At 60.9% G+C, this 25,500-nt stretch carries 25 protein-coding genes and 1 tRNA gene; 14 read left to right on the top strand and 12 right to left on the bottom strand.

Annotated elements, in window-relative coordinates:
• Positions 1 to 44 precede the first annotated feature (44 nt).
• The 7 genes from infB (at position 45) to U5G49_RS22530 (ending at position 9,357) form a co-directional block, all read left to right on the top strand.
• Positions 45 to 2,798 (top strand): translation initiation factor IF-2, encoded by a 2,754-nt coding sequence (gene infB / locus U5G49_RS22560; RefSeq protein ID WP_018244261.1) that lies wholly within the window; start codon positions 45 to 47, stop codon positions 2,796 to 2,798.
• A gap of 148 nt (positions 2,799 to 2,946) precedes the next feature.
• A complete protein-coding gene (rbfA, locus tag U5G49_RS22555) occupies positions 2,947 to 3,351 on the top strand; it encodes a 30S ribosome-binding factor RbfA (protein WP_112905651.1) in 405 nt (134 codons plus the stop codon).
• 13 nt (positions 3,352 to 3,364) lie between these two features.
• A complete protein-coding gene (gene truB / locus U5G49_RS22550; protein ID WP_018244259.1) occupies positions 3,365 to 4,297 on the top strand; it encodes a tRNA pseudouridine(55) synthase TruB in 933 nt (310 codons plus the stop codon).
• 103 nt (positions 4,298 to 4,400) lie between these two features.
• Positions 4,401 to 5,252 carry an alpha/beta fold hydrolase gene (locus tag U5G49_RS22545; protein ID WP_193446489.1) on the top strand — a complete coding sequence of 284 codons (852 nt, stop codon included), beginning with the start codon at positions 4,401 to 4,403 and terminating at the stop codon, positions 5,250 to 5,252.
• 151 nt (positions 5,253 to 5,403) lie between these two features.
• A complete protein-coding gene (rpsO, locus tag U5G49_RS22540; protein WP_003544317.1) occupies positions 5,404 to 5,673 on the top strand; it encodes a 30S ribosomal protein S15 in 270 nt (89 codons plus the stop codon).
• A 348-nt stretch (positions 5,674 to 6,021) separates the two neighbouring features.
• Positions 6,022 to 8,160, top strand: coding sequence for a polyribonucleotide nucleotidyltransferase (gene pnp, locus U5G49_RS22535; protein ID WP_026188572.1), 2,139 nt, complete (start codon positions 6,022 to 6,024; stop codon positions 8,158 to 8,160).
• Between the two features lie 180 nt (positions 8,161 to 8,340).
• Entirely contained in the window at positions 8,341 to 9,357 is a 1,017-nt protein-coding gene (locus U5G49_RS22530; RefSeq protein ID WP_131631159.1) for a class I SAM-dependent methyltransferase, read from the top strand.
• Between the two features lie 93 nt (positions 9,358 to 9,450).
• On the opposite strand, the gene fabI is transcribed toward U5G49_RS22530, so the two are convergent.
• Genes fabI through fabA form a run of 3 tightly spaced genes read right to left on the bottom strand, consistent with a single transcriptional unit; the run spans position 9,451 to position 12,055 of the window.
• A complete protein-coding gene (gene fabI / locus U5G49_RS22525; RefSeq protein WP_193446490.1) occupies positions 9,451 to 10,257 on the bottom strand; it encodes an enoyl-ACP reductase FabI in 807 nt (268 codons plus the stop codon).
• Positions 10,258 to 10,261: 4 nt separating this feature from the next.
• Positions 10,262 to 11,494 carry a beta-ketoacyl-ACP synthase I gene (gene fabB, locus U5G49_RS22520; RefSeq protein ID WP_028731865.1) on the bottom strand — a complete coding sequence of 411 codons (1,233 nt, stop codon included), beginning with the start codon at positions 11,492 to 11,494 and terminating at the stop codon, positions 10,262 to 10,264.
• A gap of 45 nt (positions 11,495 to 11,539) precedes the next feature.
• Positions 11,540 to 12,055: a 3-hydroxyacyl-[acyl-carrier-protein] dehydratase FabA gene (gene fabA, locus U5G49_RS22515; protein ID WP_193446491.1), complete on the bottom strand. Its 516-nt coding sequence runs from the start codon at positions 12,053 to 12,055 to the stop codon at positions 11,540 to 11,542.
• A gap of 300 nt (positions 12,056 to 12,355) precedes the next feature.
• On the opposite strand from fabA, the gene irrA reads away from it, so the two are divergent.
• Entirely contained in the window at positions 12,356 to 12,775 is a 420-nt protein-coding gene (gene irrA, locus U5G49_RS22510) for an iron response transcriptional regulator IrrA (RefSeq protein ID WP_003555773.1), read from the top strand.
• Positions 12,776 to 12,889: 114 nt separating this feature from the next.
• Here the strand turns inward: irrA and U5G49_RS22505 are convergent, their stop codons facing one another.
• Positions 12,890 to 13,525 (bottom strand): trimeric intracellular cation channel family protein, encoded by a 636-nt coding sequence (locus U5G49_RS22505; RefSeq protein WP_018244251.1) that lies wholly within the window; start codon positions 13,523 to 13,525, stop codon positions 12,890 to 12,892.
• Between U5G49_RS22505 and U5G49_RS22500 the strand changes: the two genes are divergently transcribed.
• Entirely contained in the window at positions 13,524 to 13,679 is a 156-nt protein-coding gene (locus U5G49_RS22500; protein WP_165447373.1) for a hypothetical protein, read from the top strand. The genes U5G49_RS22505 and U5G49_RS22500 overlap by 2 nt on opposite strands.
• 196 nt (positions 13,680 to 13,875) lie before the next feature.
• Positions 13,876 to 14,349: a hypothetical protein gene (locus U5G49_RS22495; protein ID WP_193446492.1), complete on the top strand. Its 474-nt coding sequence runs from the start codon at positions 13,876 to 13,878 to the stop codon at positions 14,347 to 14,349.
• A 97-nt stretch (positions 14,350 to 14,446) separates the two neighbouring features.
• On the opposite strand, the gene U5G49_RS22490 is transcribed toward U5G49_RS22495, so the two are convergent.
• Positions 14,447 to 15,235, bottom strand: coding sequence for a YdcF family protein (locus U5G49_RS22490; RefSeq protein ID WP_131631162.1), 789 nt, complete (start codon positions 15,233 to 15,235; stop codon positions 14,447 to 14,449).
• 68 nt (positions 15,236 to 15,303) lie between these two features.
• Positions 15,304 to 16,026, bottom strand: coding sequence for a YoaK family protein (locus U5G49_RS22485; protein WP_065276738.1), 723 nt, complete (start codon positions 16,024 to 16,026; stop codon positions 15,304 to 15,306).
• 238 nt (positions 16,027 to 16,264) lie between these two features.
• Here U5G49_RS22485 and U5G49_RS22480 point away from each other — a divergent pair, with 238 nt between their 5' ends.
• Complete coding sequence (locus U5G49_RS22480; RefSeq protein WP_193446493.1) at positions 16,265 to 16,504, top strand: DUF2798 domain-containing protein; 240 nt, start codon at positions 16,265 to 16,267, stop codon at positions 16,502 to 16,504.
• Positions 16,505 to 16,690: 186 nt separating this feature from the next.
• Here the strand turns inward: U5G49_RS22480 and U5G49_RS22475 are convergent, their stop codons facing one another.
• From U5G49_RS22475 to U5G49_RS22465, 3 genes are all read right to left on the bottom strand, one after another.
• Positions 16,691 to 16,933 carry a GIY-YIG nuclease family protein gene (locus U5G49_RS22475; RefSeq protein WP_018244245.1) on the bottom strand — a complete coding sequence of 81 codons (243 nt, stop codon included), beginning with the start codon at positions 16,931 to 16,933 and terminating at the stop codon, positions 16,691 to 16,693.
• 101 nt (positions 16,934 to 17,034) lie between these two features.
• Positions 17,035 to 17,110: transfer RNA gene (locus U5G49_RS22470), tRNA-Ala, on the bottom strand.
• A 151-nt stretch (positions 17,111 to 17,261) separates the two neighbouring features.
• Positions 17,262 to 17,645: a TIGR02300 family protein gene (locus U5G49_RS22465; RefSeq protein WP_003544290.1), complete on the bottom strand. Its 384-nt coding sequence runs from the start codon at positions 17,643 to 17,645 to the stop codon at positions 17,262 to 17,264.
• 275 nt (positions 17,646 to 17,920) lie between these two features.
• On the opposite strand from U5G49_RS22465, the gene aroA reads away from it, so the two are divergent.
• The 3 genes from aroA to rpsA all read left to right on the top strand — a co-directional run bounded on the left by aroA (position 17,921) and on the right by rpsA (position 21,879).
• The gene (gene aroA, locus U5G49_RS22460) at positions 17,921 to 19,279 is read left to right on the top strand and encodes a 3-phosphoshikimate 1-carboxyvinyltransferase (RefSeq protein WP_193446494.1); all 1,359 of its coding nucleotides are present in this window, start codon (positions 17,921 to 17,923) and stop codon (positions 19,277 to 19,279) included.
• Positions 19,280 to 19,351: 72 nt separating this feature from the next.
• On the top strand, positions 19,352 to 19,999 hold the full coding sequence (cmk, locus tag U5G49_RS22455; protein WP_047617636.1) for a (d)CMP kinase: 648 nt from the start codon (positions 19,352 to 19,354) through the stop codon (positions 19,997 to 19,999).
• Positions 20,000 to 20,175: 176 nt separating this feature from the next.
• Positions 20,176 to 21,879 (top strand): 30S ribosomal protein S1, encoded by a 1,704-nt coding sequence (rpsA, locus tag U5G49_RS22450; RefSeq protein ID WP_193446495.1) that lies wholly within the window; start codon positions 20,176 to 20,178, stop codon positions 21,877 to 21,879.
• Between the two features lie 76 nt (positions 21,880 to 21,955).
• Here rpsA and U5G49_RS22445 read toward each other — a convergent pair whose 3' ends face one another.
• The 3 genes from U5G49_RS22445 to U5G49_RS22435 form a co-directional block, all read right to left on the bottom strand.
• Positions 21,956 to 23,500 (bottom strand): hypothetical protein, encoded by a 1,545-nt coding sequence (locus tag U5G49_RS22445; protein ID WP_193446496.1) that lies wholly within the window; start codon positions 23,498 to 23,500, stop codon positions 21,956 to 21,958.
• Between the two features lie 230 nt (positions 23,501 to 23,730).
• Positions 23,731 to 24,357, bottom strand: coding sequence for a ribonuclease D (locus U5G49_RS22440; RefSeq protein WP_028731874.1), 627 nt, complete (start codon positions 24,355 to 24,357; stop codon positions 23,731 to 23,733).
• A gap of 255 nt (positions 24,358 to 24,612) precedes the next feature.
• The gene (locus tag U5G49_RS22435) at positions 24,613 to 25,422 is read right to left on the bottom strand and encodes a MerR family transcriptional regulator (protein WP_018448043.1); all 810 of its coding nucleotides are present in this window, start codon (positions 25,420 to 25,422) and stop codon (positions 24,613 to 24,615) included.
• Positions 25,423 to 25,500: the final 78 nt, after the last annotated feature.

The following is a 25,500-nucleotide window of genomic DNA, read 5'->3' as shown; positions in this document are numbered from 1 at the left end:
GGTCTGATCTAGTCATCGCTCCCTGTCCGAAGGAACGGGAACGAATGACCGATAGTAACGACGACAAGACAATCAGCGTAGCGGGCAAAAAGACACTCACCCTGAAACCATCGGGGATGAGCCAGGGCACCGTTCGCCAGGATATGGGTCGAGGTCGCACCAAGGCGGTCGTCGTCGAGACCCGTAAGCGGCGCCCGATGCGCCCGGAAGATGAAAAGCCGATCACGCCCGTCGCTCCGGCGGCCCCCGTCCGCGCAGCCGAACCGGCGCCCGCACCCGTGCAGGCGCGTCCGCAGCAGCCGACGCCGGCTCCGCGGGTTCAGCAGGGCAACAACAACCAGACGAACCAGCGTCCGCCGCAGCAGTCTCACCAGCCGCCGCGCCAGAACGATCGTCCGCGCCCGGTGGTGCTGAACCATCTGTCGCCGGAAGAGATGGACGCCCGGCGCCGGGCGCTTGCCGACTCCCAGGCGCGTGACGCCCAGGATGCGATCCGCCGCGCCGAGGAAGAAAAGCGCCGTGCCGCCGAAGAGGTGATCCGCAAGGCCGCCGAAGCGGAAGAAGCTGCCCGCAGGGCCGCTGAAGAGGCTATCCGGCAGGCTGAGGCACCCGCTGTCGCAGAACCCGCAGTCGCAGAACCGGCTCCGACCGAAGCACGCTCCGACGCGCCACGGCCGCCGCAGCCCGCATCGTCGGCACCGGCTGCACGCCGGTCCGATGCGGCTGGAGCACCGGCTGCCCGTCCGGCACCCGGCGCTGCCGTCCCCGGCGCCGTTCGCGGCCGTCGCGAGGAAAAGGAAGACGACGATCGTGGCGCAGCGCGCGGCGGTCCGGTCCGTGGCCGCGTCGTTCGCCCGGAACCCGCAAAGCCGGTCACCACGCGTCCGAAGACGGACGAAGAGCGCCGTCGCGGCAAGTTGACGATCACCACTGCCAACGTGGACGGCGAGGACAATGCCCGCGGTCGTTCGCTCTCGGCGATGCGTCGCCGGCAGGAGAAGTTCCGCCGCGGTCAGATGCAGGAAACCCGCGAGAAGATCTCCCGCGAGGTGGTTCTGCCCGAGACCATTACCATTCAGGAACTGTCGCAGCGCATGTCCGAACGCGCCGTCGACGTCATCAAGTACCTGATGAAGGAAGGCCAGATGATGAAGCCGGGCGACGTCATTGACGCCGACCTTGCCGAACTCATCGCCGGCGAATTCGGCCATACGGTCAGGCGCGTGTCGGAATCCGACGTCGAACTCGGCATCTTCAACGTCTCCGACGAGGATGGCGAACTGGTTTCGCGCCCGCCCGTCGTTACCATCATGGGCCATGTCGACCACGGCAAGACCTCGCTGCTCGACGCCATCCGCCATGCCAACGTGGTCTCCGGCGAAGCCGGTGGCATCACGCAGCATATCGGCGCCTATCAGGTGGAGCAGAACGGTCAGAAGATCACCTTCATCGATACGCCCGGCCACGCCGCCTTCACGGCAATGCGTGCCCGCGGTGCGCAGGCGACCGACATCGCGATCCTGGTCGTCGCAGCCGACGACAGCGTGATGCCGCAGACGATCGAATCGATCAACCACGCCAAGGCGGCCGGTGTTCCGATCATCGTGGCGATCAACAAGGTCGACAAGCACGAGGCTGATCCGCAGAAGGTCCGTAACCAGCTGCTGCAGCACGAAGTCTTCGTGGAATCCATGGGCGGTGAAGTGCTTGACGTCGAGGTTTCGGCCAAGACCGGCAAGAACCTCGACAAGCTGCTCGAGGCAATCCTGCTGCAGGCGGAAATTCTCGATCTCAAGGCCAATGCGAACCGGACCGCGGAAGGAACGGTTATCGAAGCCCAGCTCGATCGTGGCCGTGGTTCGGTCGCGACCGTGCTCGTCCAGAAGGGCACGCTGCGTCCGGGCCAGATCATCGTCGCCGGCGACGTCTGGGGCCGTGTGCGCGCTCTCGTCACCGACAAGGGCGACCATGTGAAGGAAGCCGGTCCGGCAACGCCGGTCGAGGTTCTCGGTCTGTCCGGTACGCCGCAGGCGGGTGACAAGTTCGCCGTCGTCGAAAGCGAAAGCCGCGCCCGCGAAATCTCGGAGTATCGTCAGCGTCTGGCCCGCGACAAGGCGGCTGCCCGCCAGTCGGGACAGCGCGGTTCGCTGGAACAGATGATGATGCAGCGCCAGAGCGTCGGCATCAAGGAGTTCCCGCTGGTCATCAAGGGCGACGTGCAGGGCTCGATCGAAGCGATTGCCGGCGCGCTGGAGAAGCTCGGCACCGACGAGGTCCGCGCCCGCATCGTCCATTCGGGTGCCGGCGGCATCACCGAGTCGGATATCTCGCTCGCCGAAGCCTCGAACGCGGCCATCATCGGCTTCAACGTTCGTGCGAATACGCAGGCACGCCAGTTCGCCGAACGCGAAGGCATCGAAATCCGCTACTACAACATCATCTACGACCTCGTGGATGACGTGAAGGCAGCGATGTCGGGCCTCTTGTCTCCGGAACGGCGCGAAACCTTCATCGGCAATGCCGAGATCCTCGAGGTGTTCAACATCACCAAGGTCGGCAAGGTCGCAGGCTGCCGTGTCGTCGAAGGCAAGGTCGAACGTGGTGCGGGCGTCCGCCTCATCCGCAACGACGTTGTCGTTCACGAAGGCAAGCTCAAGACGCTCAAGCGCTTCAAGGACGAAGTGTCCGAAGTGCCGATGGGTCAGGAATGCGGCATGGCCTTCGAAAACTACGAAGACATGCGCGCCGGCGACGTCATCGAGTGCTTCCGCGTCGAGCATATCACGCGCACGCTCTAAACTGCTGCGCCTGAGCTTTCCGAAAGCCATCCGCCACCGGCGGATGGCTTTCGGGCATCTGCCGCCTTGACCTTTTCGCCCAAAAGAGTCATGGACGCTCTCCTTTGACGGGTTCGATTCCCAGCCGCATCGGCAAATAGAGATAACAATGACCAGAGCAACTTCTTCCGCGCCTTCGCAGCGCATGCTGCGCGTTGGCGAACAGGTTCGCGCCGCTATCACCCAGGTGCTGCAGCGCGGCGAAGTGCGCGACGACATTATCGAGGCGACCGTGATCTCGATCTCGGAAGTGCGCATGTCGCCGGACCTCAAGATCGCCACCGCCTATGTGACGCCGCTCGGCGTTTCAGACCACAGCATCGTCATCGAGGCGTTGAACCGTAATGCAAGGTTCATCCGCGGCCGGCTCGGGCAGCAGCTCCGGCAGATGAAATACATGCCGGAGGTGCGCTTCCGCGACGATACCAGCTTCGACAACTACAAGAAGATCGACGAGCTGCTGCGTTCGCCCGAGGTGAGCCGCGACCTCGACGGCGATAATGACGAACAATAAACAGAAGAGACGCATGTCCAAACCACGCAAACCCAAGGGCCGGCCGATTTCCGGCTGGCTGATCCTCGACAAGCCGGTGGATTTCGGCTCGACGGAAGCCGTTTCCAAGATCAAGTGGCTCTACAAGGCGCAGAAGGCCGGTCATGCCGGCACGCTTGATCCGCTCGCCTCCGGCATGCTGCCGATCGCGCTCGGCGATGCGACCAAGACCGTTCCCTACGTGATGGATGGCCGCAAGATCTATGAATTCACGGTGAGCTGGGGCGAGGAGCGCGCGACCGACGATCTCGAGGGCGAGGTAACTGAGAGTTCGGACAAACGCCCGAGCGAACAGCAGATCCGCGATATCCTGCCTCGATATATCGGCACCATCAGCCAGGTGCCGCCGCAGTTTTCCGCTATCAAGATATCGGGTGAACGCGCCTACGATCTGGCACGTGAAGGCGAAACCGTCGAAATCCCCTCACGTGAGGTCGATATCTTTCGGCTGACCTTGCTTGCCTGCCCAGACGCTAATAGCGCACATTTCGAAGTGGAATGCGGCAAGGGCACCTATGTCAGGGCGCTGGCGCGCGATTTCGGCCGCGAACTCGGCTGCTACGGACATGTGTCCGGGCTGCGGCGCACCTTCGTCGCGCCCTTCGCGGAAGAGGCCATGGTGCCGCTCGCAGATCTCGTGGCACTGGAGGCGATCGAGGATATGGACGAGCGGCTGGCGGCCCTCGACGCGCTGCTCATCGACACCTGCGAAGCGCTATCGGCCCTGCCCCATCTCGTCATCAACGACGACCAGGCGCACCGGCTGAAGATGGGCAACCCGATCCTGGTGCGTGGCCGCGATGCGCCGGTTGCCGAAAGCGAAGCCTATGCGACCGCCCGCGGCAGGCTGATCGCGATCGGCGAGATCGGCCAGGGCGAGTTTCGCCCGAAGCGTGTTTTCGCCTGAACTCACAACGATAGCGATTGTCAGCCGGTAACGATGCGATATCTTCCCTGTCGGGCCGCCATAGCGGCCCGAGGGGCCATGGTGGTCCGACAGGGGAAAGAATATGCGCGTAACTGCTATCGGAATACTGACGTTCTTTTCGATGTTCCTGACCGTGGCCAACGCTCGATCCGCTGAGCGCTGGGCCGAGCTCCCGGCCTTTCCTTCGATGCCGGCGGCAAAGACGAGCGGCATGGCTGAAGTGAACGACATCAAGATGTATTACGCCGAATACGGCGAAGGCGACCCCATCCTGTTCATTCACGGCGGACTTGGAAATGCCGAGGTCTGGGGTCATCAGGTCGCCGATTTTGCCAAGGACCACCTGGTCATCGTTGCCGACAGCCGCGGCCATGGACGCTCGACGCGCAGCCAGCAGCCCTTCGGTTACGACCTGATGACATCGGATTATGTGGCACTTCTCGACTATCTGAAGATCGACAAGGTGACGCTTGTCGGATGGTCGGACGGTGGCATCATCGGCATCGACATGGCGATGAAACATCCGGAGAAGCTGACGCGGGTCATTGCCCAGGCAGCCAATGTCACGACAGAGGGCGTCAAACCAGACGTGTTGAACGACAAGGTCTTCAACGACTACATCAACGTCGCCGGCGAATATTACAGGAAGCTGTCGCCGACGCCGAACGAATACGACGCCTTCGTCAAGCAGATCTCCGAAATGTGGGCAACCCAGCCGGCCTGGACGGCCGCCGATCTTGGCAAGATCTCGGTGCCGGTCACACTTGCCATTGGCGATCATGATGAAGCCGTAAAGCTCGACCATACGGAAATGATGGCAAAACAGATTCCGGGCGCTAAACTCGTCATCCTGAGAGATGTGAGCCATTTCGCCATGCTGCAGGATCCTTCAGCCTATGACGGGATGATCCGGGGCGCCATGGCGGGCCGTTGAAGCCGCCAAGGACGACCCCTCTTTCCATCGATCCATATTTGGTTTATAGGCAGCGCCAGCATCGGGTACGCCCGTTTGCATTCACGGCCAAAGCTGGACGACATCCCGGCTTTTGGCGACTCTATCTCCTCCTCTTAGAAAGGATCACCCGATGTCGATCACTGCTGAGCGCAAGTCTGCGCTGATCAAGGAATATGCGACCGTTGAAGGCGATACCGGTTCTCCGGAAGTCCAGGTCGCGATCCTGACCGAACGCATCAATAACCTGACCGAACACTTCAAGGACCACAAGAAGGATAACCATTCCCGCCGTGGCCTGCTGACGATGGTTTCGAGCCGCCGCTCGCTTCTTGATTATCTCAAGAAGAAGGATGAAGGCCGCTATTCCAAGCTGATCACCAGCCTGGGTATCCGCCGCTAAGATTATCCGGCGGGCGCTTTCCCAAGCGTCCGCCGGATGTGTTTCGGGACACGGCTCCCGATGAAATGTTCCAGCCGCGCCCTATTTTACGCGATGGAAAGACCGGCAGACCCGGATGGGCCGGATCTGCCAAACCAACCGTTGACCTGTCATGGGGCAGGATTGCCGGATGCTTTCGGCCAAGGCTTATCAATGAGCTTTGGCCCGGTTTCTCAAGAACTCCTGAGGAAGCCGAGGATGAAAAGCCTCCCGTTGTCTTGCCCGTGATACGTCACATTGATTGCGGTCGACTGTGCGCTGCGCCTTGATATCGGCGATGGCGCGTGCTCCCGCATTGAAGGACAAGAGATGTTTGATACACACACAGTGGAAATCGAGTGGGCCGGCCGCCCGCTGAAGCTCGAAACCGGCAAGATCGCCCGTCAGGCCGACGGCGCGGTTCTCGCCACCTACGGCGAAACCGTCGTTCTCGCCACCGTCGTCTCGGCCAAGTCGCCGAAGCCAGGCCAGGATTTCTTTCCGCTCACCGTCAACTACCAGGAAAAGACCTACGCGGCCGGCAAGATCCCCGGCGGCTATTTCAAGCGCGAAGGCCGCCCGAGCGAGAACGAGACCCTCGTTTCCCGGCTGATCGACCGCCCGATCCGCCCGCTTTTCCCGGAAGGCTACAAGAACGACACGCAGGTCGTCGTCACCGTTATCCAGCACGACCTTGAAAACAATCCCGACGTGCTGTCGATGGTTGCCACCTCGGCAGCGCTGACACTATCCGGCGTTCCCTTCATGGGCCCGGTCGGCGGTGCGCGCGTCGGCTACATCAACGGCGAATACGTTCTCAACCCGCATCTCGACGAGATGGACGAATCGAGCCTCGACCTCGTCGTCGCCGGCACCTACGACGCCGTGCTGATGGTGGAATCCGAAGCCAAGGAACTCAACGAAGACGTCATGCTCGGTGCCGTCATGTTCGGCCACAAGGGCTTCCAGCCGGTTCTCGACGCGATCATCAAGCTCGCCGAAGTTGCCGCCAAGGAGCCGCGCGACTTCCAGCCGGAAGACTACTCCGCTCTCGAAAGCGAGATGCTCGGCCTTGCCGAAGGTGAACTTCGCGAAGCCTACAAGATCACCCAGAAGGCCGACCGCTACGCCGCCGTCGACGCCGTCAAGGCGAAGGTGAAGGCACACTTCCTCCCCGAGGAAGGCGACGCCAGGTATACGGCCGAAGAAGTCGGCGCGATCTTCAAGCACCTGCAGGCAAAGATCGTCCGCTGGAACATTCTCGACACCAAGAGCCGCATCGACGGCCGCGACCTCGAAACCGTTCGTCCGATCGTTTCGGAAGTCGGTCTTCTGCCGCGTACGCACGGTTCGGCGCTGTTCACCCGCGGTGAAACGCAGGCGATCGTCGTTGCCACCCTCGGCACCGGCGAAGATGAGCAGTATGTCGACAGCCTGACGGGCATGTACAAGGAGCGCTTCCTGCTCCATTACAACTTCCCTCCCTACTCGGTTGGCGAGACCGGCCGCATGGGCTCCCCGGGTCGCCGCGAAATCGGCCACGGCAAGCTCGCATGGCGCGCGATCCGTCCGATGCTGCCGACCGTCGAGCAGTTCCCCTACACGCTGCGCGTCGTCTCCGAGATCACCGAGTCGAATGGCTCGTCCTCGATGGCAACGGTCTGCGGTACCTCGCTCGCTCTGATGGACGCCGGCGTTCCGCTGGCAAAGCCGGTGGCCGGTATCGCCATGGGTCTGATCCTGGAAGGCGATCGCTTCGCTGTCCTCTCCGACATTCTCGGTGACGAAGACCACCTCGGCGACATGGACTTCAAGGTCGCCGGTACCGCCGACGGCATCACCTCGCTGCAGATGGACATCAAGATCGCCGGTATCACCGAAGAGATCATGAAGGTCGCCCTTGGCCAGGCCCAAGGCGGTCGTGCCCACATCCTCGGCGAAATGTCCAAGGCCATTACCGAAAGCCGCGGCCAGCTCGGTGAATTCGCCCCGCGCATCGAAGTCATGAACATCCCGGTCGACAAGATCCGCGAAGTCATCGGCTCCGGCGGCAAGGTCATTCGCGAAATCGTCGAAAAGACCGGCGCGAAGATCAACATCGAGGACGACGGCACCGTCAAGATCGCTTCGTCCTCCGGCAAGGAGATCGAAGCGGCCCGCAAGTGGATCCACTCGATCGTCGCCGAGCCTGAGATCGGCCAGGTCTACGAAGGCACGGTCGTCAAGACCGCCGACTTCGGCGCCTTCGTCAACTTCTTCGGCGCCCGCGACGGTCTCGTCCACATCTCGCAGCTCGCTTCTGAGCGTGTTGCCAAGACGCAGGACGTCGTCAAGGAAGGCGACAAGGTCTGGGTCAAGCTGCTCGGCTTCGACGAACGCGGCAAGGTTCGCCTGTCGATGAAGGTCGTCGACCAGGCCACCGGCCAGGAAATCCCGAACGAGAAGAAGAAGGAAGAAGCGGCCGAATAAGCCGCCTTCCAAATTTAATATCGGGCGCGGGAATGCTTCCGCGCCCTTTTTTGTATCCTAAAGCGTGGCGCGATCTTTCAGATTCGCTTGCCACACTTTAGGGCCTTGGTTTTGCGCATGTCGTGATCGCAAAACCGCTGAACACTTTTGCGCGACATGCTTTAAGACGAGACGAGGCCCATGAGCAGCGAGACGCTGAAGACCCTGTTCCATCCCTTTGCCAGCGGCACAGTCGAGGCGCCCGGCGAGGGCGAGCGCGTGCTCTTCCTCGGCGCCGAGGCAGGCTTTGCGCTGCCGGAAGGCTTTGCCGCCTCGCTCAGCGCCGTCCAGGGCTTCCGGCCACTCTATCGGCAGCTGCTGGCGCAGCGCATCGAAGCGAAGCCGGAGATCGACGGCGAGGACTACGATGCGGCTCTGGTGCTCTGCACCAAGCACAAGGGTGAGAACGAGGCCAATCTTGCTGCCGCTATTGCCCGCACACGGGTCGGCGGCCTGATCGTCGTTGCCGGCGCGAAGGAAGACGGCATCCAGCCGCTGCGCAAGCGGATGGAAGGTTTCAATCTCGCCGTCGACCATATGCCGAAATATCACGGCGTCGCCTTCTGGTTCGGCCGGCCGGCGGATGCCGATGAGATTGTCTCCAAGCTGGCAAAAGGGCCGGTGCGCGTCGACGGCCGTTTCAATGCAACCGCCGGCATGTTCTCGCATGACCGCATCGATGCCGGATCGGAACTGCTGGCCTCGCGCCTACCGCAGGACTTCACCGGCGACGTTGCGGATTTTGGCGCCGGATGGGGCTATCTCTCCGTCGAGCTGGCCCAGAAGTCGCGTGGACTGACGCGCCTCGACCTCTACGAGGCCGATCACGCGGCTCTGGAGGCTGCCAGGGATAATCTGGCGGAGAACTGCCCGAACGCGCCTGCGCGCTTCTACTGGCACGATCTGGCGGGTGAGCCGGTCAAGGACAAATACGATCTCGTCATCATGAACCCGCCCTTCCACGAGGGGCACGCAGCCGAGCCGGCACTCGGCCAGGCAATGATCAAGACTGCCGCATCCGCCCTTCGCGGCGGCGGCCGCCTGATGCTCGTCGCCAATCGCGGCCTGCCTTACGAGCCGGTTCTGGCGGCGAATTTCAGGGAAAGCGGCGAAACCTGCCGCAACGCCCGCTTCAAGGTGCTGTGGGCGAAGAAATAGGGCTCAAGCAGCCTCGATCCGATCATTCTTATCGATAGAAAAAGGCCGTGCGCATCATCTGCGCACGGCCTTTGAGTTTCGATCGAATAATGTTTATTCGACGTCCGCTTTGCGCAGCGTTTCCAGCGTCGGCATGGAGGTGACGTTGAAGCCGGCGTCGACGAAATGGATTTCGCCGGTGACGCCGGAGGAAAGGTCGGAGAGCAGGTAGAGAGCCGAGCTGCCGACCTGATCGATGGTCACAGTCTTGCGCAGCGGCGCATTGCGCTGATTCCAGGAAAGGATCGCGCGCGCATCGGAGATGCCGGCGCCGGCAAGCGTGCGGATCGGGCCGGCGGAAATGGCATTGACGCGGATGCCGCGCGGGCCGTAGTCGGCGGCGAGATAGCGCACCGAAGCCTCAAGCGCTGCCTTGGCAACCCCCATGACGTTGTAATTCGGGATGACGCGCGTCGAGCCATTGTAGGTCAGCGTCAGCATCGCACCGCCATCTTCCATCAACGGAGCGCAGCGCTTGGCGATCTCGGTGAAGGAGAAACAGGAAATGACCATTGTGCGGCTGAAATTTTCACGCGTCGTATCGGCGTAGAGACCCTTGAGCTCATTCTTGTCGGAAAAGCCGATGGCATGGACGATGAAATCGAGTTTGCCCCAGCGCTCCTTGATCGCGTCGACCACGGCATCGACCGAGGCGGTGTCCTCGACGTCGCAGGGCAGCACGAAATCCGAGCTGACCTCGGCAGCAAGCGGCTTGACGCGCTTGCCGAGCGCATCGCCCTGATAGGTGAAGGCGAGTTCCGCACCCTGTGCGGCGAGAGCTTTTGAAATCCCCCAGGCGATCGAGTGGTTGTTGGCGACGCCCATGATGAGCCCGCGCTTACCCTGCATAATTCCCGTCATATTATTATCCGTTATAGCGCTGGAAGACGAGCGTGGCGTTGGTGCCGCCGAAGCCGAAGGAATTGGAGAGGGCAATGTCAATCTTGGCGTCATCGATGCGCTTGCGCACGATCGGGACACCTTCGAATTCGGGATCAAGCTCGGTGATATGAGCGCTTTCGCCAATGAAGCCTTGCTGCATCATCAGCAGGGAATAGATCGATTCCTGCACACCGGCAGCGCCAAGCGAATGGCCGGTCAGCGACTTGGTCGACTGGACATGCGGAATCTTCGAGCCGAATACCTCGCGGATGGCGCCGATTTCCTTGCTGTCGCCGACCGGCGTCGACGTGCCGTGGGTGTTGATATAGTCGACGTCACCTTTGACGGTGGCGAGCGCCTGGCGCATGCAGCGGATAGCGCCCTCGCCCGAGGGGGCAACCATGTCGTAGCCGTCCGAGGTTGCGCCGTAGCCGACGATTTCGGCATAGATCTTTGCACCGCGGGCCTTGGCACGCTCCAGCTCCTCGAGCACCAGCACGCCGGCGCCGCCGGCGATGACGAAACCGTCGCGGTTGACGTCATAGGCGCGCGAAGCGCTGTCCGGCGTGTCGTTATATTTGGAGGACATGGCGCCCATGGCGTCGAAGAGATTCGACATCGTCCAGTCGAGGTCCTCGTGGCCGCCAGCGAACATCACGTCCTGCTTGCCCCACTGGATCATCTCGGCGGCGTTGCCGATGCAATGCGCCGACGTCGAGCAGGCCGACGAGATCGAATAATTGACGCCGTGGATCTTGAACCAGGTGGCGAGTGTGGCCGATGCGGTCGAGGACATCGCCTTCGGCACGGCGAAGGGGCCGATACGCTTCGGGCTGTTGTTCTTCACAGTGATTTCGGCAGCCTCGATGAGGGTGCGGGTGGACGGGCCGCCGGAGCCCATGATGATACCGGTACGCTCGTTGTTGCCGATGTCCTTGTCCTCGAGACCGGAATCGGCAATCGCCTGCTTCATGGCGACATGGTTCCAGGCGCCGCCCTGCGACAGGAAGCGCATGGCGCGGCGGTCGACCAGTTCGGCAAGTTCCGCCGAACCGAGCTTCGGACTGCCCCAAACCTGGCACTTGAATCCATGTTCGGCGAAATCGCTCGAAAAGGAGATACCCGACTTTGCCTGCCGCAAGGATTCGGTGACTTCGGCCGCGTCGTTTCCGATCGAGGACACGACACCCAGACCCGTGACAACTACCCGTCTCATCTAATCAAACCTTTGTTGTTTTCGTCAGCCGCTCGAAATGCGGTTTCAGGCCGTCTTGTCTTTCGATAGACCGACGCGAAGGTCGGCCGCCTGATATATGGTCTCGCCGTCCGCCTTTAGCCAGCCGTCGGCCGTGCCGAGGACCAGACGGCCGCGCATGACACGCTTGAAGTCGATTCCATATTCGATCAGCTTCGTCTCTGGCCGGACCATGCCCTTGAATTTCACTTCGCCTGTTGAAAGCGCCATGCCACGGCCTGCCTCGCCGAGCCAACCCAGAAAGAAACCGGTCAACTGCCACATGCCGTCGAGACCGAGGCAGCCTGGCATGATCGGATTGCCTTCGAAATGGCAGGGAAAATACCAGTCATCCGGGCGAACGTCATATTCGGCCCGGAGGTAGCCCTTATCGAAGGTGCCGCCCGTTTCGGAAATCTCCGTGATGCGGTGAACCATCAGCATAGGCGGCAGGGGCAGCTGCGCATTGCCGGGGCCGAACAGCTCGCCATGGGCGCAAGCGATGAGTTCTTCATACGAGAAGCTGGACTGTCTGGTCGTCATAAAGTTTCTTTTCCCCCCGCATCAAGCCGATGGATGTGAACGTGTAGTCCAAGTTCTTCAGAAAATGAAGCACAAGCAAGGCAGCTTCATTCATCGCCCCGGACCAGGCTTGCGCCATTATTTGGTGGTCGCATACAGGAAGGCTAGGGCCGGGACCAGACCTATTTGCGTCAAAAGCCCGTTTTTGCCGCGTTTATCAGGCTCCTGTCCCCATTGAACTATTGAAAGGCTCCGATGCAAAAGTTATACCCCTTAAAGAAACATGATTGCTTTATGCCAGAATAACTGGAGTTGGTTTTGATGACGGGTGCACTCCCGATCGCAATAGAGGTAAGGCTGCGCGGTGCAGGCCTGCGCCCCACCCGCCAGCGCGTCGCGCTCGGCGACCTCCTGTTTGCCAAGGGCGACCGGCATTTGACCGTCGAGGAACTGCATGAGGAGGCGGTTGCCGCCGGCGTGCCGGTGTCGTTGGCAACCGTCTACAACACGCTGCACCAATTCACGGAAGCTGGTCTCATCCGGGTTCTCGCCGTCGAGAGCGCCAAGACCTATTTCGACACCAATGTTTCCGACCATCACCATTTCTTCGTCGAAGGCGAAAACGAGGTGCTCGACATTCCCGTCAGCAACCTGACGATCGCCAATCTGCCGGAACCGCCGGAAGGCATGGAGATCGCCCATGTCGACGTGGTGATCCGCCTGCGCGCGAAGCAGGGCTGACGACACCTCTAGAGCCGCGCCGGATCGGCCTCATGCGACGCCCTTTAGATCTTTTTTTTATGCATGTCGGTGTCCCAAAACCGCTGCGCACTTTTGGGCGACATGCATTAGGCTTCACATGACATCGTCCGGATGCCGGCCAGGCTTGTGCCTGTAGGTCGGGAAGGTCCAGCCGAACCACAGGGCTCCACCGCGCACCGCAAAGGCCGCCACGACGCCGCAGGCAGACGCCAGATAGAGCTGCATTCCGAGCGCATTGGCGAGCGTGAAGACGCCGGCGCCGATGAGGGCTGCGGTCACGTAGATTTCCGGCCTCAACAACACCGAAGGCTCGTTTGCCATCAGATCGCGCAGGATGCCGCCAAAGGTCGCCGTCAGCGTGCCGGTGACGATCGCGATGGTCGGCGAGCCGGTGGCGGCGAGGCCCTTGGCGGCGCCGATCACGCAATAGGCGGCAAGGCCGATCGCATCTAGCCAGATCAGCAGGCGATAGCGCGATTCCAGCAGGTGGGCGGTGAAGAAAACGATGACGCCCATGACGCAGCAGACGAGGATATAGGCCGGGTTCAGAACCCAGAAGACCGGCACGCGGCCGAGCACGATATCGCGCACCGTGCCGCCGCCCGTTCCCGTCACCATGGCGAAAAACAGAAAACCGATCAGGTCCAACTGCTTGCGCGAGGCGGCGAGCGCGCCCGTCGCGGCAAACAGCGCAATGCCGGCATAATCAAGATAGACGAGCAAGGACATGCGAACCTCGGAACCGGCAGAAGTTTCAGAGCATGATGCTGAAAAGTGTCAGCAGTTTTCGGACGACATCATGCTCTACCTATTCTCGGGAAAGAACCACGGCGGCAAGGGCGGCGCAAGGCGGCGGCGTCATAAAGCGAAGGTCTTTATTTGATGCATGTCTTTGTCCCAAAACCGCTGCACACTTCTAGACGACATGCATTAGAACAGGATGATTTTAGGCCGGGTCGACCAAAAATCTGAATCCTGTTCTAAATTATGTAGTTAGAGCATGATGTCGTCCGAAAACCGCTCACACTTTTCGGCATCATGCTCTAGGCTACAGAGCCTTTATCCAAAAGAGGAAAGCCGTGAAAACGCTGGTGCTCGCCGTTCTGAATATCGTCCTGCTGCTTGTCATGCCGGCTGTCGCCTTCGGCCAGCAATCGTTGATCTCGGATCCTGAGATCTACGAGAAGAAACACTTCCAGGAGCAGTGCAAGACGGCCGAATTTGCCGACGGCTTCATCACCCGGCAGGACATCAACAATGATGGCCTGATCGATGCGGTGGTCAACGAGGGCCAGCTGACCTGCGACGGGCAGAAGGGGCCGCAATGCAATGACGACGGCTGCACCTATAATTTCTACCTGCAGGTTGCCGAGGGCGGTTATTTCATGATCGCGACGGCGCAGATCTATGGCTACGATTTCGTCCAGCGCTTCGGCAACATGGTGCTGGCGATGAAGATGCATCCGCGTTTCTGCGACCGCACCGAAGGTGATCCCTGCATCGTGACGGCCCGCGTCCGCGGCACGAAATTCGTCACCATCTCGAAGAAATAGCTCAGCGCAAGACCCGAAATCGGAATCGATTTTCGAGTCATTCGCAAATTCAAAGTGATAGAGCGTCCTTGGCGCGTCCTGTTGGACGCGCGGCGCTCTATTGCGGATAAAGTTCCGATGTGCGACCGGCGACATAATATCCTACCAGGCCGTACCATTCGCGGATCGCCGTCGCCAGGTTCTGCGCGTTGAGGTTCGGCTGGGTGAAATCGAGCCCGAGCCTCACCTGGCCATCGGTGCGATAATCGGTCGGCCAGGGCACGATATCGATGCCGAGCTTGCGGAAGATGCCGACGGACCGCGGCATGTGGAAACCCGACGTGATCAGCAGGCAATTGGAAAGCCCCTGGCTTGCCAGGAATTCCTTGGTGTTAACGGCGTTTTCAAAGGTCGTGCGCGATTGCCTCTCTTCGATCAGGCGATCCCTGCCAACGCCGAAGAGCGGGAAGAAGCGCTCGGATGCCGCCGCATCGCCTTCGTAGATGCCCGAAATGGAGCCGTCGCCGCCCGATACCAGAATGCGCGACTGCGGAAATTTCTGCGCAAGCCGCAAGGCTTCGATGAAGCGGTCGGCCCCGCCGTTTAATTCTATGCCGTGGCGCGCCGTGTTCACCTCATTTTCGAAGGCGCCGCCGAGCACGATCATGCATTGCAGGCTACCCGGATCAGCGGCGGGCTTTGCGAAGCGCTGCTCGAGACCCTGCATCAGAAGGTTGCCGGCCGTGGTGTAGAGCGTGACGAAAAGGATGAGGGCCGCACCCGTTGCGCCGAGGATATTTAAGGTACGCCAGCGCAGAAGACCGGCAAGCAGGGCAAAAAAGACGAGGAAGAATGCCAGCGACAGCGGTTGAGCGAAAATCCAGACAAGCTTCGAAATCAGGAACAAGACCCACTCCTTGGGGATTGGCGGCGGTCCTTTCTATCCGATTCGACGGTAACAGGAATGCGACGGTTCTATTTCACGCGCGCAGCGGCCGATCGATGTGGCGCGATCTTCTGGTTGAAGCGCCGCTGAAGCGGCCGCGGGATGAACATGGCAGCAAGTGCAAGCACCATGGCGAAGAGGGAGACCAGCCACAGTGCATGCGCGCCCGTCAGCCGCGTCAGGACGGCGCCGACGATCGCGCCAAGCATCATGCCCCCCCAGGGCACAATCTGGATCGTCCATTCGATATGGCGGTCGCCGATGATCCAGCGGCCGATGCCGCGGCCGAAGCGCGACAGGGCGCCGGTCACATAGGTTAGGCCGATCGGCAGGCCTTCGATGTGTTCGACGGCAGCGTTCACCATGCCCATGGAAAAAACGATCATGTAGAACCGAGCGAACAGCATGTTCTGCACCGTCATCATCGACGCGAGCGCCAGGACGAGACCGACGCAGCCGAGCACCACGAAGATGCGGCGCTCGGAGACATGAGCGATGACGACCCCAGCCGCGTTGCCGAGCACGAAAACGACGATGGCGGAGATCAGGACCGCCGCGTGATAAAGATTGCCCTCACTCAAGGCCAGTGCCGCCCGCGTCGTGTTGCCTGTCATGAAGGAGACGAAATCGCCGGTCAGCAGAAGACCGGTCGCATCGGTCATGCCAGCCAGAAACGAGATCGAGCCGACGAGGGCGAGCCCGGTCAGGGTTCGTCGGGTCCGGATGATGCGACGGCGTCTTGATCTGGTCATTGGCTGAGGGTCCTGGAGCCGAATCGCTGAGATTCCAGCAACGAACATACATCCTCTCATTGAGGAATTGGCAAAGGCGATCGGAAGCGGATGGGGGCGGACTTGAATGGCAACACATTTTCGGCCATAGAAACGGCGTTGCTTCAGATCGAAGCTCCGTAAGCGTTTACGTCAATCAACGCGCAACCCGCCGATCGGCGCTGCGCAATTGTCTGATCGGCACCTTACGGAGATCAAAATGCCCAAAGGCAAACTCCCCAGACGTTACAATACGATCGTCATGCCGCTTATCCTCTCGCTGTTGATGACATCCATCGTCTCAGCGATCAGCATCGTGAGAGCACAAGGCCGCCTGACTGCGCCTGCACTTGCCATGTGGCCCTCCGCATGGGCGCTCTCCTGGGCGATCGCCTTTCCCGTCCTGCTCTTGGTGCTGCCGGTGGTCAAGCGGGTGACGGCTGTTATCGTCGAGATGTGAGCGCAAGGCGCCGGCGGGCTGCGCAGGCGGCCTGCCGGAGTTGCGGTCGGGGCGATCAGAGTCTTTTCTTTGCGAATGTGCCAAGCATATCCGCAGAATTTAGCTGTTCGGTTTTCGCACGGGAGCATGTGGTGCTTAATCGGAATCGGTCTTTTAATTGGTCAGGCGACCGGGATCCCAATCAAGCTAGACTAATCTCTTGCTGGCAAAAGCCCTGCCAGAATGCGATTTCAGATATTTTTCGAATTCAAGGGCTTTGTGCTTGTCGGGAAAGGCACAATACCAGAGCAAATTCCATGGTACGAATTTGGCAGTGTGGGTGGATTTTCCGGCATTGTGAGCCGCAAGCCGCTGTTTCAGATCTGCGGTAGACCCGGTATATTCCTGATCGGGAAAATCAACGCTGCGGAGAATATAAACATACCACATCAGCGTTTCAGCCCGTCGTCGCCCTTCGGGCTATGCCGGGCACTGCTTCGGCCTAACGGTTTCTCGCGGCGGTGCCACGCGAAGCCCGTAAGGGCGAAGCGTGGTGGAGCTAAGCGGGATCGAACCGCTGACCTCTTGCATGCCATGCAAGCGCTCTCCCAGCTGAGCTATAGCCCCATCAAGGTGGTCCGGCTCGAGGCCGGTCCTGGGATACTCCTCAAGGCGTGCCCTGCGGAGTGGCGGCTTATTACTTCCGGTTTTCAGAGATAGCAAGCCTAAAAAAATGCGGCCCGGAGAATTTTTTCCTCGCCGGGCCGAAATGCAGTCGTCAGACTTCGTCGTCGTCGCCGGTCACGCCGATGATGTCGCTCATGTCGTCATCGTCGTCGTCTTCGTCCGGTGTGAGGAAGGTATCGTCGTCGTCGTCGCCTTCGATTTCAACATCGTCATCGCCGATATCGGGAATGTCGTCGCCGCCGGCGGCTTCATCGGCATCTTCCAGCGAAACCAGTTCGACTTCGGTGTTTTCAGTATCGACTTCCGCGACCTCGTCTTCTTCGGCAACTTCGGCGATCGCCGAGGTTTCTTCGAAGAAGGACAGAGGATAGGACTTGCCGGTATAAGGAGAAACGATCGGATCCCGGTTCAGATCATAAAACTTCTTGCCGGTTTCCGGATCGGTACGCTTGGTTCCAAGTTCCGCTTTCGCCACTATAAGCCTCGTGTGAATGACCGAATAAGAGATTCGGCAAATGCCGATCAAGCCGGCGTTCCATCGGAATTTATAAGCCGGTCCCCTTAATCGCTGTGGCTTCCCATGTCAAAGCCAAACTTTGCGATCGGAGCCCGGGGTTTTTGGCAAGCCGACGGATGACCGCCCGGCGCGTTTGTGTTAACGAGCCGCAACAGCTGCAGAAGCGGACGGGAATTGCGACCGGCCAAGCCTGTCTTGTGGCAAAAATAGACTGCATTTGCAAAGGATTACGCATGTTGCAAGGCTCTGCGCCCAGGCCCGCCACCGCCCGCAAATCCGCCGGTCTTACGGGCAGCGTGCGTATTCCGGGCGACAAGTCGATCTCGCATCGTTCCTTCATGTTCGGCGGGCTTGCTTCCGGCGAAACCCGGATCACCGGCCTGCTCGAAGGCGAGGACGTGATCAATACCGGCCGGGCAATGCAGGCAATGGGCGCCAGAATCCGCAAGGAGGGCGAACAATGGCTGATCGAGGGCACCGGCAACGGCGCGCTGCTTGCACCTGACGCGCCGCTCGACTTCGGCAATGCCGGCACCGGCGTGCGGCTGACCATGGGCCTCGTCGGCACCTACGACTTTCGCTCCACCTTCATCGGCGACGCCTCGCTTTCGAAACGGCCGATGGGCCGCGTGCTCAATCCGCTGCGCGAAATGGGCGTGCAGGTCAGCGCCTCCGAGGGCGACAGGCTGCCGGTGACGCTCAGAGGCCCGGGAACGCCGAGCCCGATCCGCTATCGGGTGCCGATGGCATCCGCCCAGGTGAAATCGGCCGTGCTGCTTGCCGGCCTCAATACGCCGGGTGTCACCACGGTCATCGAGCCGGTGATGACGCGCGACCATACCGAAAAGATGCTGCAGGGTTTCGGCGCCGCCCTTTCCGTCGAGACGGACGAGGAGGGCGTCCGCACGATCCGGCTCGAAGGCCGGGGCAAGCTGGCGGGCCAGGTGATCGACATTCCCGGTGATCCTTCTTCCACCGCCTTCCCGCTGGTTGCAGCGCTGCTTGTCCCCGGCTCCGACATCACCATCGTCAACGTGCTGATGAACCCGACCCGTACCGGGCTGATCCTGACGCTGCAGGAGATGGGGGCTGATATCCAGGTGCTGAATGCGCGTCTTGCCGGCGGCGAGGACGTGGCGGATCTGCGCGTGCGCCATTCCGAGCTCAAGGGCGTGACCGTTCCCGAAGATCGCGCGCCGTCGATGATCGACGAATATCCTATTCTCGCCGTCGCCGCCTGTTTCGCTGAGGGCGTCACCGTCATGAAGGGGCTTGAGGAATTGCGCGTCAAGGAGTCCGACCGTCTTTCCGCTGTGGCCGACGGACTGAAACTCAATGGGGTGGATTGCGACGAAGGCGAGGATTTTCTCATCGTGCGCGGCCGGCCTGACGGCAAGGGCCTCGGCAACGCTACCGACGGCAAGGTCAGCACACATCTCGACCATCGCATCGCCATGAGCTTCCTTGTCATGGGGCTTGCCTCGGAGCATCCTGTCACGATCGACGACGCGGCGATGATCGCGACCAGCTTTCCTGAATTCATGCAGCTGATGACCGGCCTTGGAGCAAGGATCGACGAGGTGCCGGAATGATCTACCCGCCGCGGCAATTCCGCGAAGACAAACTCATTCGCGGTTTCGGCGCGGCGCCGCAGGATTGATTTGATGACAAACAAGACCTTCATTATCGCCATCGATGGCCCGGCGGCAGCCGGCAAGGGCACGCTTTCACGCCGCATCGCCGACCAATACGGCTTCCATCATCTGGATACCGGCCTGACCTATCGCGCCACGGCCAAGGCGCTGCTCGATGCCGGCCTGCCGCTCGACGACGAGGCGGTAGCGGAAAAGATCGCAAGAGAGGTTGAACTCGCTGGATTGGATCGCGATATACTTTCCAAACATGAGATCGGCGAAGCCGCCTCGAAAATTGCCGTCATGCCGGCGGTGCGCCGGGCTCTGGTCGAAGCGCAACGGCGGTTTTCGGCGAAAGCGCCGGGAACCGTGCTCGACGGGCGCGATATCGGCACCGTCGTCTGCCCGGATGCGCCGGTGAAACTCTATGTAACGGCGTCGCCGGAAGTTCGCGCAAGGCGCCGTTATGACGAGATCCTCGGCAAGGGCGCTGCGGCAGATTTCGATGCGATCTTCGAGGACGTCAAGCGGCGCGACGAACGCGACATGGGACGGGCCGACAGCCCTTTGAAACCAGCGGTCGATGCGCACTTGCTTGATACGTCGGAAATGAGTATAGAGGCCGCGTTTCAAGCTGCTCAATCGATCATCGATGCGGTCTTGAGCCGAAATGCCTAAATTCAAGCGATTTTGCGTGCTCTGAGCATGGATCGCTTCTAATATAGCAAGCCTGAAATTCCGTCCAAGCGCCGGATTGCCTTCGTAAGAGAGGGCGGACTGGGTTCAGGCCCGTTCAACGCAAACCAACCGGCGCATACGTGTCCGCTTCCGTTTCAGGACACGCAGGAGATTTTATGTCAGTAGCTACCCCCTCCCGCGAGGATTTCGCGGCTCTTCTCGAAGAGTCCTTTGCCAAGAACGACCTGGCCGAAGGCTATGTCACCAAGGGCATCGTCACGGGCATCGAGAAGGACGTCGCCGTTGTCGACGTCGGCCTGAAGGTTGAAGGCCGCATCGCGCTCAAGGAATTCGGCGCGCGCGCCAAGGACGGCCTGTTGAAGGTCGGCGACGAAGTCGAAGTTTATGTCGAGCGCATCGAAAACGCGCTTGGCGAAGCCGTTCTGTCGCGCGAGAAGGCTCGCCGCGAAGAAAGCTGGGTCAAGCTCGAAGCCAAGTTCGAAGCTGGCGAGCGCGTCGAAGGCGTGATCTTCAACCAGGTCAAGGGCGGCTTCACGGTCGACCTCGACGGTGCGATCGCCTTCCTGCCGCGTTCTCAGGTCGATATTCGCCCGATCCGCGACGTGACCCCGCTGATGCACAATCCGCAGCCCTTCGAAATCCTCAAGATGGACAAGCGCCGCGGCAACATCGTGGTTTCGCGCCGTACGGTTCTGGAAGAATCCCGTGCCGAACAGCGTTCTGAAATCGTTCAGAACCTCGAAGAAGGCCAGGTTGTTGACGGCGTCGTCAAGAACATCACCGATTACGGTGCGTTCGTTGATCTCGGCGGCATCGACGGCCTGCTGCACGTCACTGACATGGCATGGCGCCGTGTGAACCATCCGTCGGAAATCCTGAACATCGGCCAGCAGGTCAAGGTTCAGATCATCCGCATCAACCAGGAAACCCACCGTATCTCGCTCGGCATGAAGCAGCTCGAGAGCGATCCGTGGGATGGCATCCAGGCCAAGTATCCGGAAGGCAAGAAGATTTCCGGTACCGTTACGAATATCACCGACTATGGTGCATTCGTCGAGCTGGAGCCAGGCATCGAAGGCCTGATCCACATCTCGGAAATGTCCTGGACCAAGAAGAACGTTCACCCCGGCAAGATCCTGTCCACGAGCCAGGAAGTCGAAGTCGTCGTTCTCGAAGTCGATCCGTCCAAGCGCCGTATTTCGCTCGGCCTCAAGCAGACGCTGGAAAACCCGTGGGCAGCATTCGCCCGCAGCCATCCGGCTGGCACTGAAGTCGAAGGCGAAGTCAAGAACAAGACCGAATTCGGCCTGTTCATCGGCCTCGACGGCGATGTCGACGGCATGGTGCACCTCTCCGACCTCGACTGGAACCGTCCGGGCGAACAGGTCATCGAGGAGTTCAACAAGGGTGACGTCGTCAAGGCCGTCGTTCTCGACGTCGATGTCGAGAAGGAACGCATCTCGCTCGGCATCAAACAGCTCGGCAAGGATGCAGTCGGCGACGCCGCTGCTTCTGGCGACCTGCGCAAGAATGCAGTCGTTTCCTGCGAAGTCACCGCGGTCAACGACGGCGGTGTCGAAGTGAAGCTCGTCAACCACGAAGACATCACTTCCTTCATCCGTCGCGCCGATCTCGCCCGCGACCGCGACGAACAGCGCCCTGAGCGCTTCTCGGTCGGCCAGGTCTTCGACGCCCGCGTCACCAACTTCTCCAAGAAGGACCGCAAGATCATGCTGTCCATCAAGGCTCTGGAGATTGCGGAAGAGAAGGAAGCCGTTGCCCAGTTCGGTTCGTCCGACAGCGGCGCTTCGCTCGGCGACATCCTGGGCGCAGCCCTGAAGAACCGCGGCGGCGAATAAGCCTCGCATCCGCCTTTGAATTGAAGAACCCGCCGGAGCGATCCGGCGGGTTCTTCATTTTCAGGCGATCAAAGTGTTATTCCCAGCCGACCATGCGCTGATAGAGCGCATAGACCGGGTCGTCGGCCGGGCGGCCGGGCTGATAAGCCAACGGTTCGGCATCGATCATCCTCGGCGTCCTCCGCTCGGGTGCCGCGTCGGTCGTTTCGGCATCGGGCTCGGCATCCTCGCCACCGGACCGTGCCTGCTGCTGATCCTCGGACGCGTCGTCGCGGTGGTTCTGATGCTGGTGGTGCGTTTCGCCCGCCTTCTCGTTCGATGGCGTATCCTTGGCGAATTGGTAGGGCAGCTGGCTATAGGCAAGGCCCTCCGGCATCTTTGCCGCCAGCGGCACATAGGAGGCCTCGGCCGTCTCGGGGATCGGCATCATCTGCGGTAGCGCGGAGATTTCTTTCGGCTGACGGGCTGCCGCCGCCGCGGCCTCAATATCCATCTGCGGTGGGCGGAGTGCTGCTGATTGGCGGGGATCGGGTGCTGTGAATTCGGCCGGCTGCCTCAAGGTCGCGGTCGCATCGCTGATGACGGCGTCGTCGAGGATCGCATCAATCTCCACTGCCGCCTCGACAGCAACATCCTCCAGCACGGTTTCGACGTCTTGCTCGCGGATGATCGTGGCGATCAGCTCGGAGACTTCTTCGGTCATGGAGGCAACGATTCCTGCCCAGTTCCTGGGAATGACAGGATCGACCTTTTCCGACGTCGCGTGGGGTTGGATGGCAGGCGGCTCCGGCGTTTCCTGCGTATCGTCGGCCGCTGCGGCTTCCGTCGACGAGGCTTGCCGGGTTTCGATCTCCTTCGACCCAGACATTTCCGGGGCGACCTCGCTTGCCGTCGCCGGGGTGGACTGAGCCCGGTTTTCAGCCTGCGACGTTTCCGGATCGGCAGCTTCCACGGATTCGGCGATAAGCGCTTCTTCGGTGGTCGTCAGAGCTGCGGCCTCGATCAGCGAATCGGCCGGCGCGGCCACCTTGTCTGCCGGCTGGCGCATGGCGGCAGGCAGGCTGTCCTCATGCAGCCGGATCTCGGGGCGAGCTTCGGCGCGCATCGGCGAAGCGTCATTCTGGCCATAGGAGCGGACGACGGCGCGGGCGGCGAGGTCGCGATCCTTGTAGCGGACGATTTCCAGATAGGCGACGATGCGGGCGGCTTCAGGGCCTGTCGGGTTCTTCAGGGCCTCGGCGATTGTCCGGAGCGGCACGCTATGCCCCTGCTCGGTGAGCTGGCGCTCAACCTCGTCGATCCCAGCGGTTGGCAGCTGCCGGATGGCATCGGCCAGCCGAGAGGCGAAGGCAAGATTGCTCTCGTCCTCGCCACGATCCAGCGAGATCGAGCGGCCTGCCGCATCGATGACATCGAAAAGGGCTTCGACCATGCGCTCGCGCGCCGCAAGGAGCAGAATATTGAGCTTGCCGGCAATGGCGGAATTGAGGTCTGCGGCTTCGACGGCGTTGACAGGCGGGGGGGCAATCACGGAGTGGCCGAGACCGCTGGCGACGATCGCCGCTGTCTGACCCTGGGACGAAAAGCTTGCATTGGACGCTGCACGAACGGGAGTCAACATGGCATGCTCCTTTCGTAAAGTGACGATGAAAGCAGGCTCTAGAAAAGGACCGCGCTCATCCGGCCCCCTTGCATCCCAGCAGATCCTCCTGTCCGCATGACGCAGTTTCGGCGTCATCGAATGCATAAAAATTAACAGGAATGTTAATAAACAGGCGTTAATGAACCGCTAACGGCCGTGGACAAGTCTGCCGCACGGTTATTAGCAAACGCAGAATGAAAGCAATTCGCTCAGCTGTGGGCGAAGATATCGGCCTCTTCCCAGCCGAGCAGGTCGAGCTTGGCGCGGGTCGGCAGGAATTCGAAGCAGGCCGTCGCATGATCGTAGCGGCCGTCGCGGATCAGGCGTTCCGTCAGCTTATCGCGCAACGCATGCAGATAAAGCACGTCGGACGCGGCATATTCGAGCTGGGCCGGAGACAGCGTCTCGGCCGCCCAATCGGAAGATTGCTGCGCCTTGGAGACATCGACGTCGAGCATCTCCTTGAGATTATCCTTGAGGCCGTGACGATCCGTATAGGTCCGGATCAGGCGCGAGGCGATCTTGGTGCAGAAAACCGGGGTCGTCGTGACGCCGAAAGTATGGAAGAGCACGGCAATATCGAAGCGGCCGTAATGAAAGATCTTCTGATGGGTGGGGTCTTCGAGCAGGGCGACAAGATTTGGCGCCTGCTTCTGGCCGGCGGCGATGCGGATGATATCGGCGGTGCCGTCACCCGGCGAAAGCTGGACGACGCAGAGCCGATCGCGGCGCGGCACCAGGCCGAGCGTTTCGGTGTCGATTGCTATCGCGCCGGTGTAGCGGGCGGCATCGGCCGCGGAAATATCGCCTTCGTGAAAACGTATGGTCGCCGCCATGAGACTGTCTTTCGTTCGAATGCATCCCCTACAGCGCCGCGCGTCTTTTCGAGAGCCGCAAAGGACGCTGTAGCACTTTGAATGGCTGCATAATTTTATCCTCAAATCGATTCCGATTTAAGGAATTATGCAGCAGCGCTATAGCGCAAAGGCGCAGAATGCGAAACCGCTTTCCCTGCCACTAGAGTGGCGTGCGTCCTCTCGGACGGATTTAGGACGCTCTACCTCTCTTAATCTTCGCATCGTGCTGGCGGTTCAGAAAGTCGGCGGCGTGTTAATCCAGAGAAGCACGGTTTCGCCATCGTGGCGATTGCGCCAGGAATGGTCGCGGCGGCTTTCGAAATAAAGTGAATCGCCAGGCCCGAGATCGAAGAATTGATCGCTGTCGAGCACCAGTTCGAGCCGGCCGGACAGAACATGCATGAATTCCTCGCCCTCGTGGCGATAGGCGCCTTCGCTGGCAGCACCCGGCGCCAGCACGAAACGATGGCAATCCATCATCCTGCGGCCTTCGGCAAGGAGCTGCACCGTGACACCCGGCGTTGTTTCCGGCCACTTGCGCCATTCGCCGGCGCGCACCAGCACCGGCACGTCCCCGCTTTCTTCGCCGGAAAGGCGGGAGACGGTGGTGCCGTAATATTCGGCAAGATCATGCAGCGTCTTGAAACTGACGCCCTGCGAGGTGCGCTCCAGCGTCGAGAGCGTCGACGAGGTGACGCCGATGTCGCCGGCCACCTGATCGAGCGTCTTGCCGCTCGCATGGCGCAGGCTGCGCAGCTTGCGGCCGAGACCGTTGTCCTGGCTTGCCTCGGCGCTATCAGCGGAGGGCTCCTCGCTCTCCAGCGCCTCGCGGATTGCCGCGGGATTGAGGCCACGCTCGACACGATACCAGGAGATGCGCTTCAACCGCGCCACGTCGTCGGCGCTGTATTGCCGATGACCGGTTTCCGAACGGCCGGGAACCACCAGACCCTGGCTTTCCCAGAGGCGCAGCGTCGAGGCCGAAACGCCTGCCAGCCGCGCGGCTTCCGCCACCTTGTAGCGTACAGGTCCATTATCGTTCATCCGAAAGTATCCCCGATTCCAATCGCCCCAGAGCCTTCATCAAAAAGCGCGATGTTTGAAGCAAAAAATGTCGCTTGA

Origin of the sequence: Rhizobium indigoferae, from assembly GCF_034554815.1 — a bacterium.
GTDB classification, from domain to species: Bacteria; Pseudomonadota; Alphaproteobacteria; order Rhizobiales; family Rhizobiaceae; genus Rhizobium; species Rhizobium leguminosarum.
This window is presented reverse-complemented; position numbering and strand designations above follow the sequence as displayed.

Coding starts and splice junctions, on each gene's coding strand:
- infB (WP_018244261.1), top strand. CDS start 45: ATGACCGATAGTAACGACGACAAGACAATCAGCGTAGCGGGCAAAAAG.
- rbfA (WP_112905651.1), top strand. CDS start 2,947: ATGACCAGAGCAACTTCTTCCGCGCCTTCGCAGCGCATGCTGCGCGTT.
- truB (WP_018244259.1), top strand. CDS start 3,365: ATGTCCAAACCACGCAAACCCAAGGGCCGGCCGATTTCCGGCTGGCTG.
- U5G49_RS22545 (WP_193446489.1), top strand. CDS start 4,401: ATGCGCGTAACTGCTATCGGAATACTGACGTTCTTTTCGATGTTCCTG.
- rpsO (WP_003544317.1), top strand. CDS start 5,404: ATGTCGATCACTGCTGAGCGCAAGTCTGCGCTGATCAAGGAATATGCG.
- pnp (WP_026188572.1), top strand. CDS start 6,022: ATGTTTGATACACACACAGTGGAAATCGAGTGGGCCGGCCGCCCGCTG.
- U5G49_RS22530 (WP_131631159.1), top strand. CDS start 8,341: ATGAGCAGCGAGACGCTGAAGACCCTGTTCCATCCCTTTGCCAGCGGC.
- fabI (WP_193446490.1), bottom strand. CDS start 10,257: ATGACGGGAATTATGCAGGGTAAGCGCGGGCTCATCATGGGCGTCGCC.
- fabB (WP_028731865.1), bottom strand. CDS start 11,494: ATGAGACGGGTAGTTGTCACGGGTCTGGGTGTCGTGTCCTCGATCGGA.
- fabA (WP_193446491.1), bottom strand. CDS start 12,055: ATGACGACCAGACAGTCCAGCTTCTCGTATGAAGAACTCATCGCTTGC.
- irrA (WP_003555773.1), top strand. CDS start 12,356: ATGACGGGTGCACTCCCGATCGCAATAGAGGTAAGGCTGCGCGGTGCA.
- U5G49_RS22500 (WP_165447373.1), top strand. CDS start 13,524: ATGCGAACCTCGGAACCGGCAGAAGTTTCAGAGCATGATGCTGAAAAG.
- U5G49_RS22505 (WP_018244251.1), bottom strand. CDS start 13,525: ATGTCCTTGCTCGTCTATCTTGATTATGCCGGCATTGCGCTGTTTGCC.
- U5G49_RS22485 (WP_065276738.1), bottom strand. CDS start 16,026: ATGACCAGATCAAGACGCCGTCGCATCATCCGGACCCGACGAACCCTG.
- U5G49_RS22480 (WP_193446493.1), top strand. CDS start 16,265: ATGCCCAAAGGCAAACTCCCCAGACGTTACAATACGATCGTCATGCCG.
- U5G49_RS22475 (WP_018244245.1), bottom strand. CDS start 16,933: ATGTGGTATGTTTATATTCTCCGCAGCGTTGATTTTCCCGATCAGGAA.
- aroA (WP_193446494.1), top strand. CDS start 17,921: ATGTTGCAAGGCTCTGCGCCCAGGCCCGCCACCGCCCGCAAATCCGCC.
- cmk (WP_047617636.1), top strand. CDS start 19,352: ATGACAAACAAGACCTTCATTATCGCCATCGATGGCCCGGCGGCAGCC.
- rpsA (WP_193446495.1), top strand. CDS start 20,176: ATGTCAGTAGCTACCCCCTCCCGCGAGGATTTCGCGGCTCTTCTCGAA.
- U5G49_RS22445 (WP_193446496.1), bottom strand. CDS start 23,500: ATGTTGACTCCCGTTCGTGCAGCGTCCAATGCAAGCTTTTCGTCCCAG.
- U5G49_RS22440 (WP_028731874.1), bottom strand. CDS start 24,357: ATGGCGGCGACCATACGTTTTCACGAAGGCGATATTTCCGCGGCCGAT.
- U5G49_RS22435 (WP_018448043.1), bottom strand. CDS start 25,422: ATGAACGATAATGGACCTGTACGCTACAAGGTGGCGGAAGCCGCGCGG.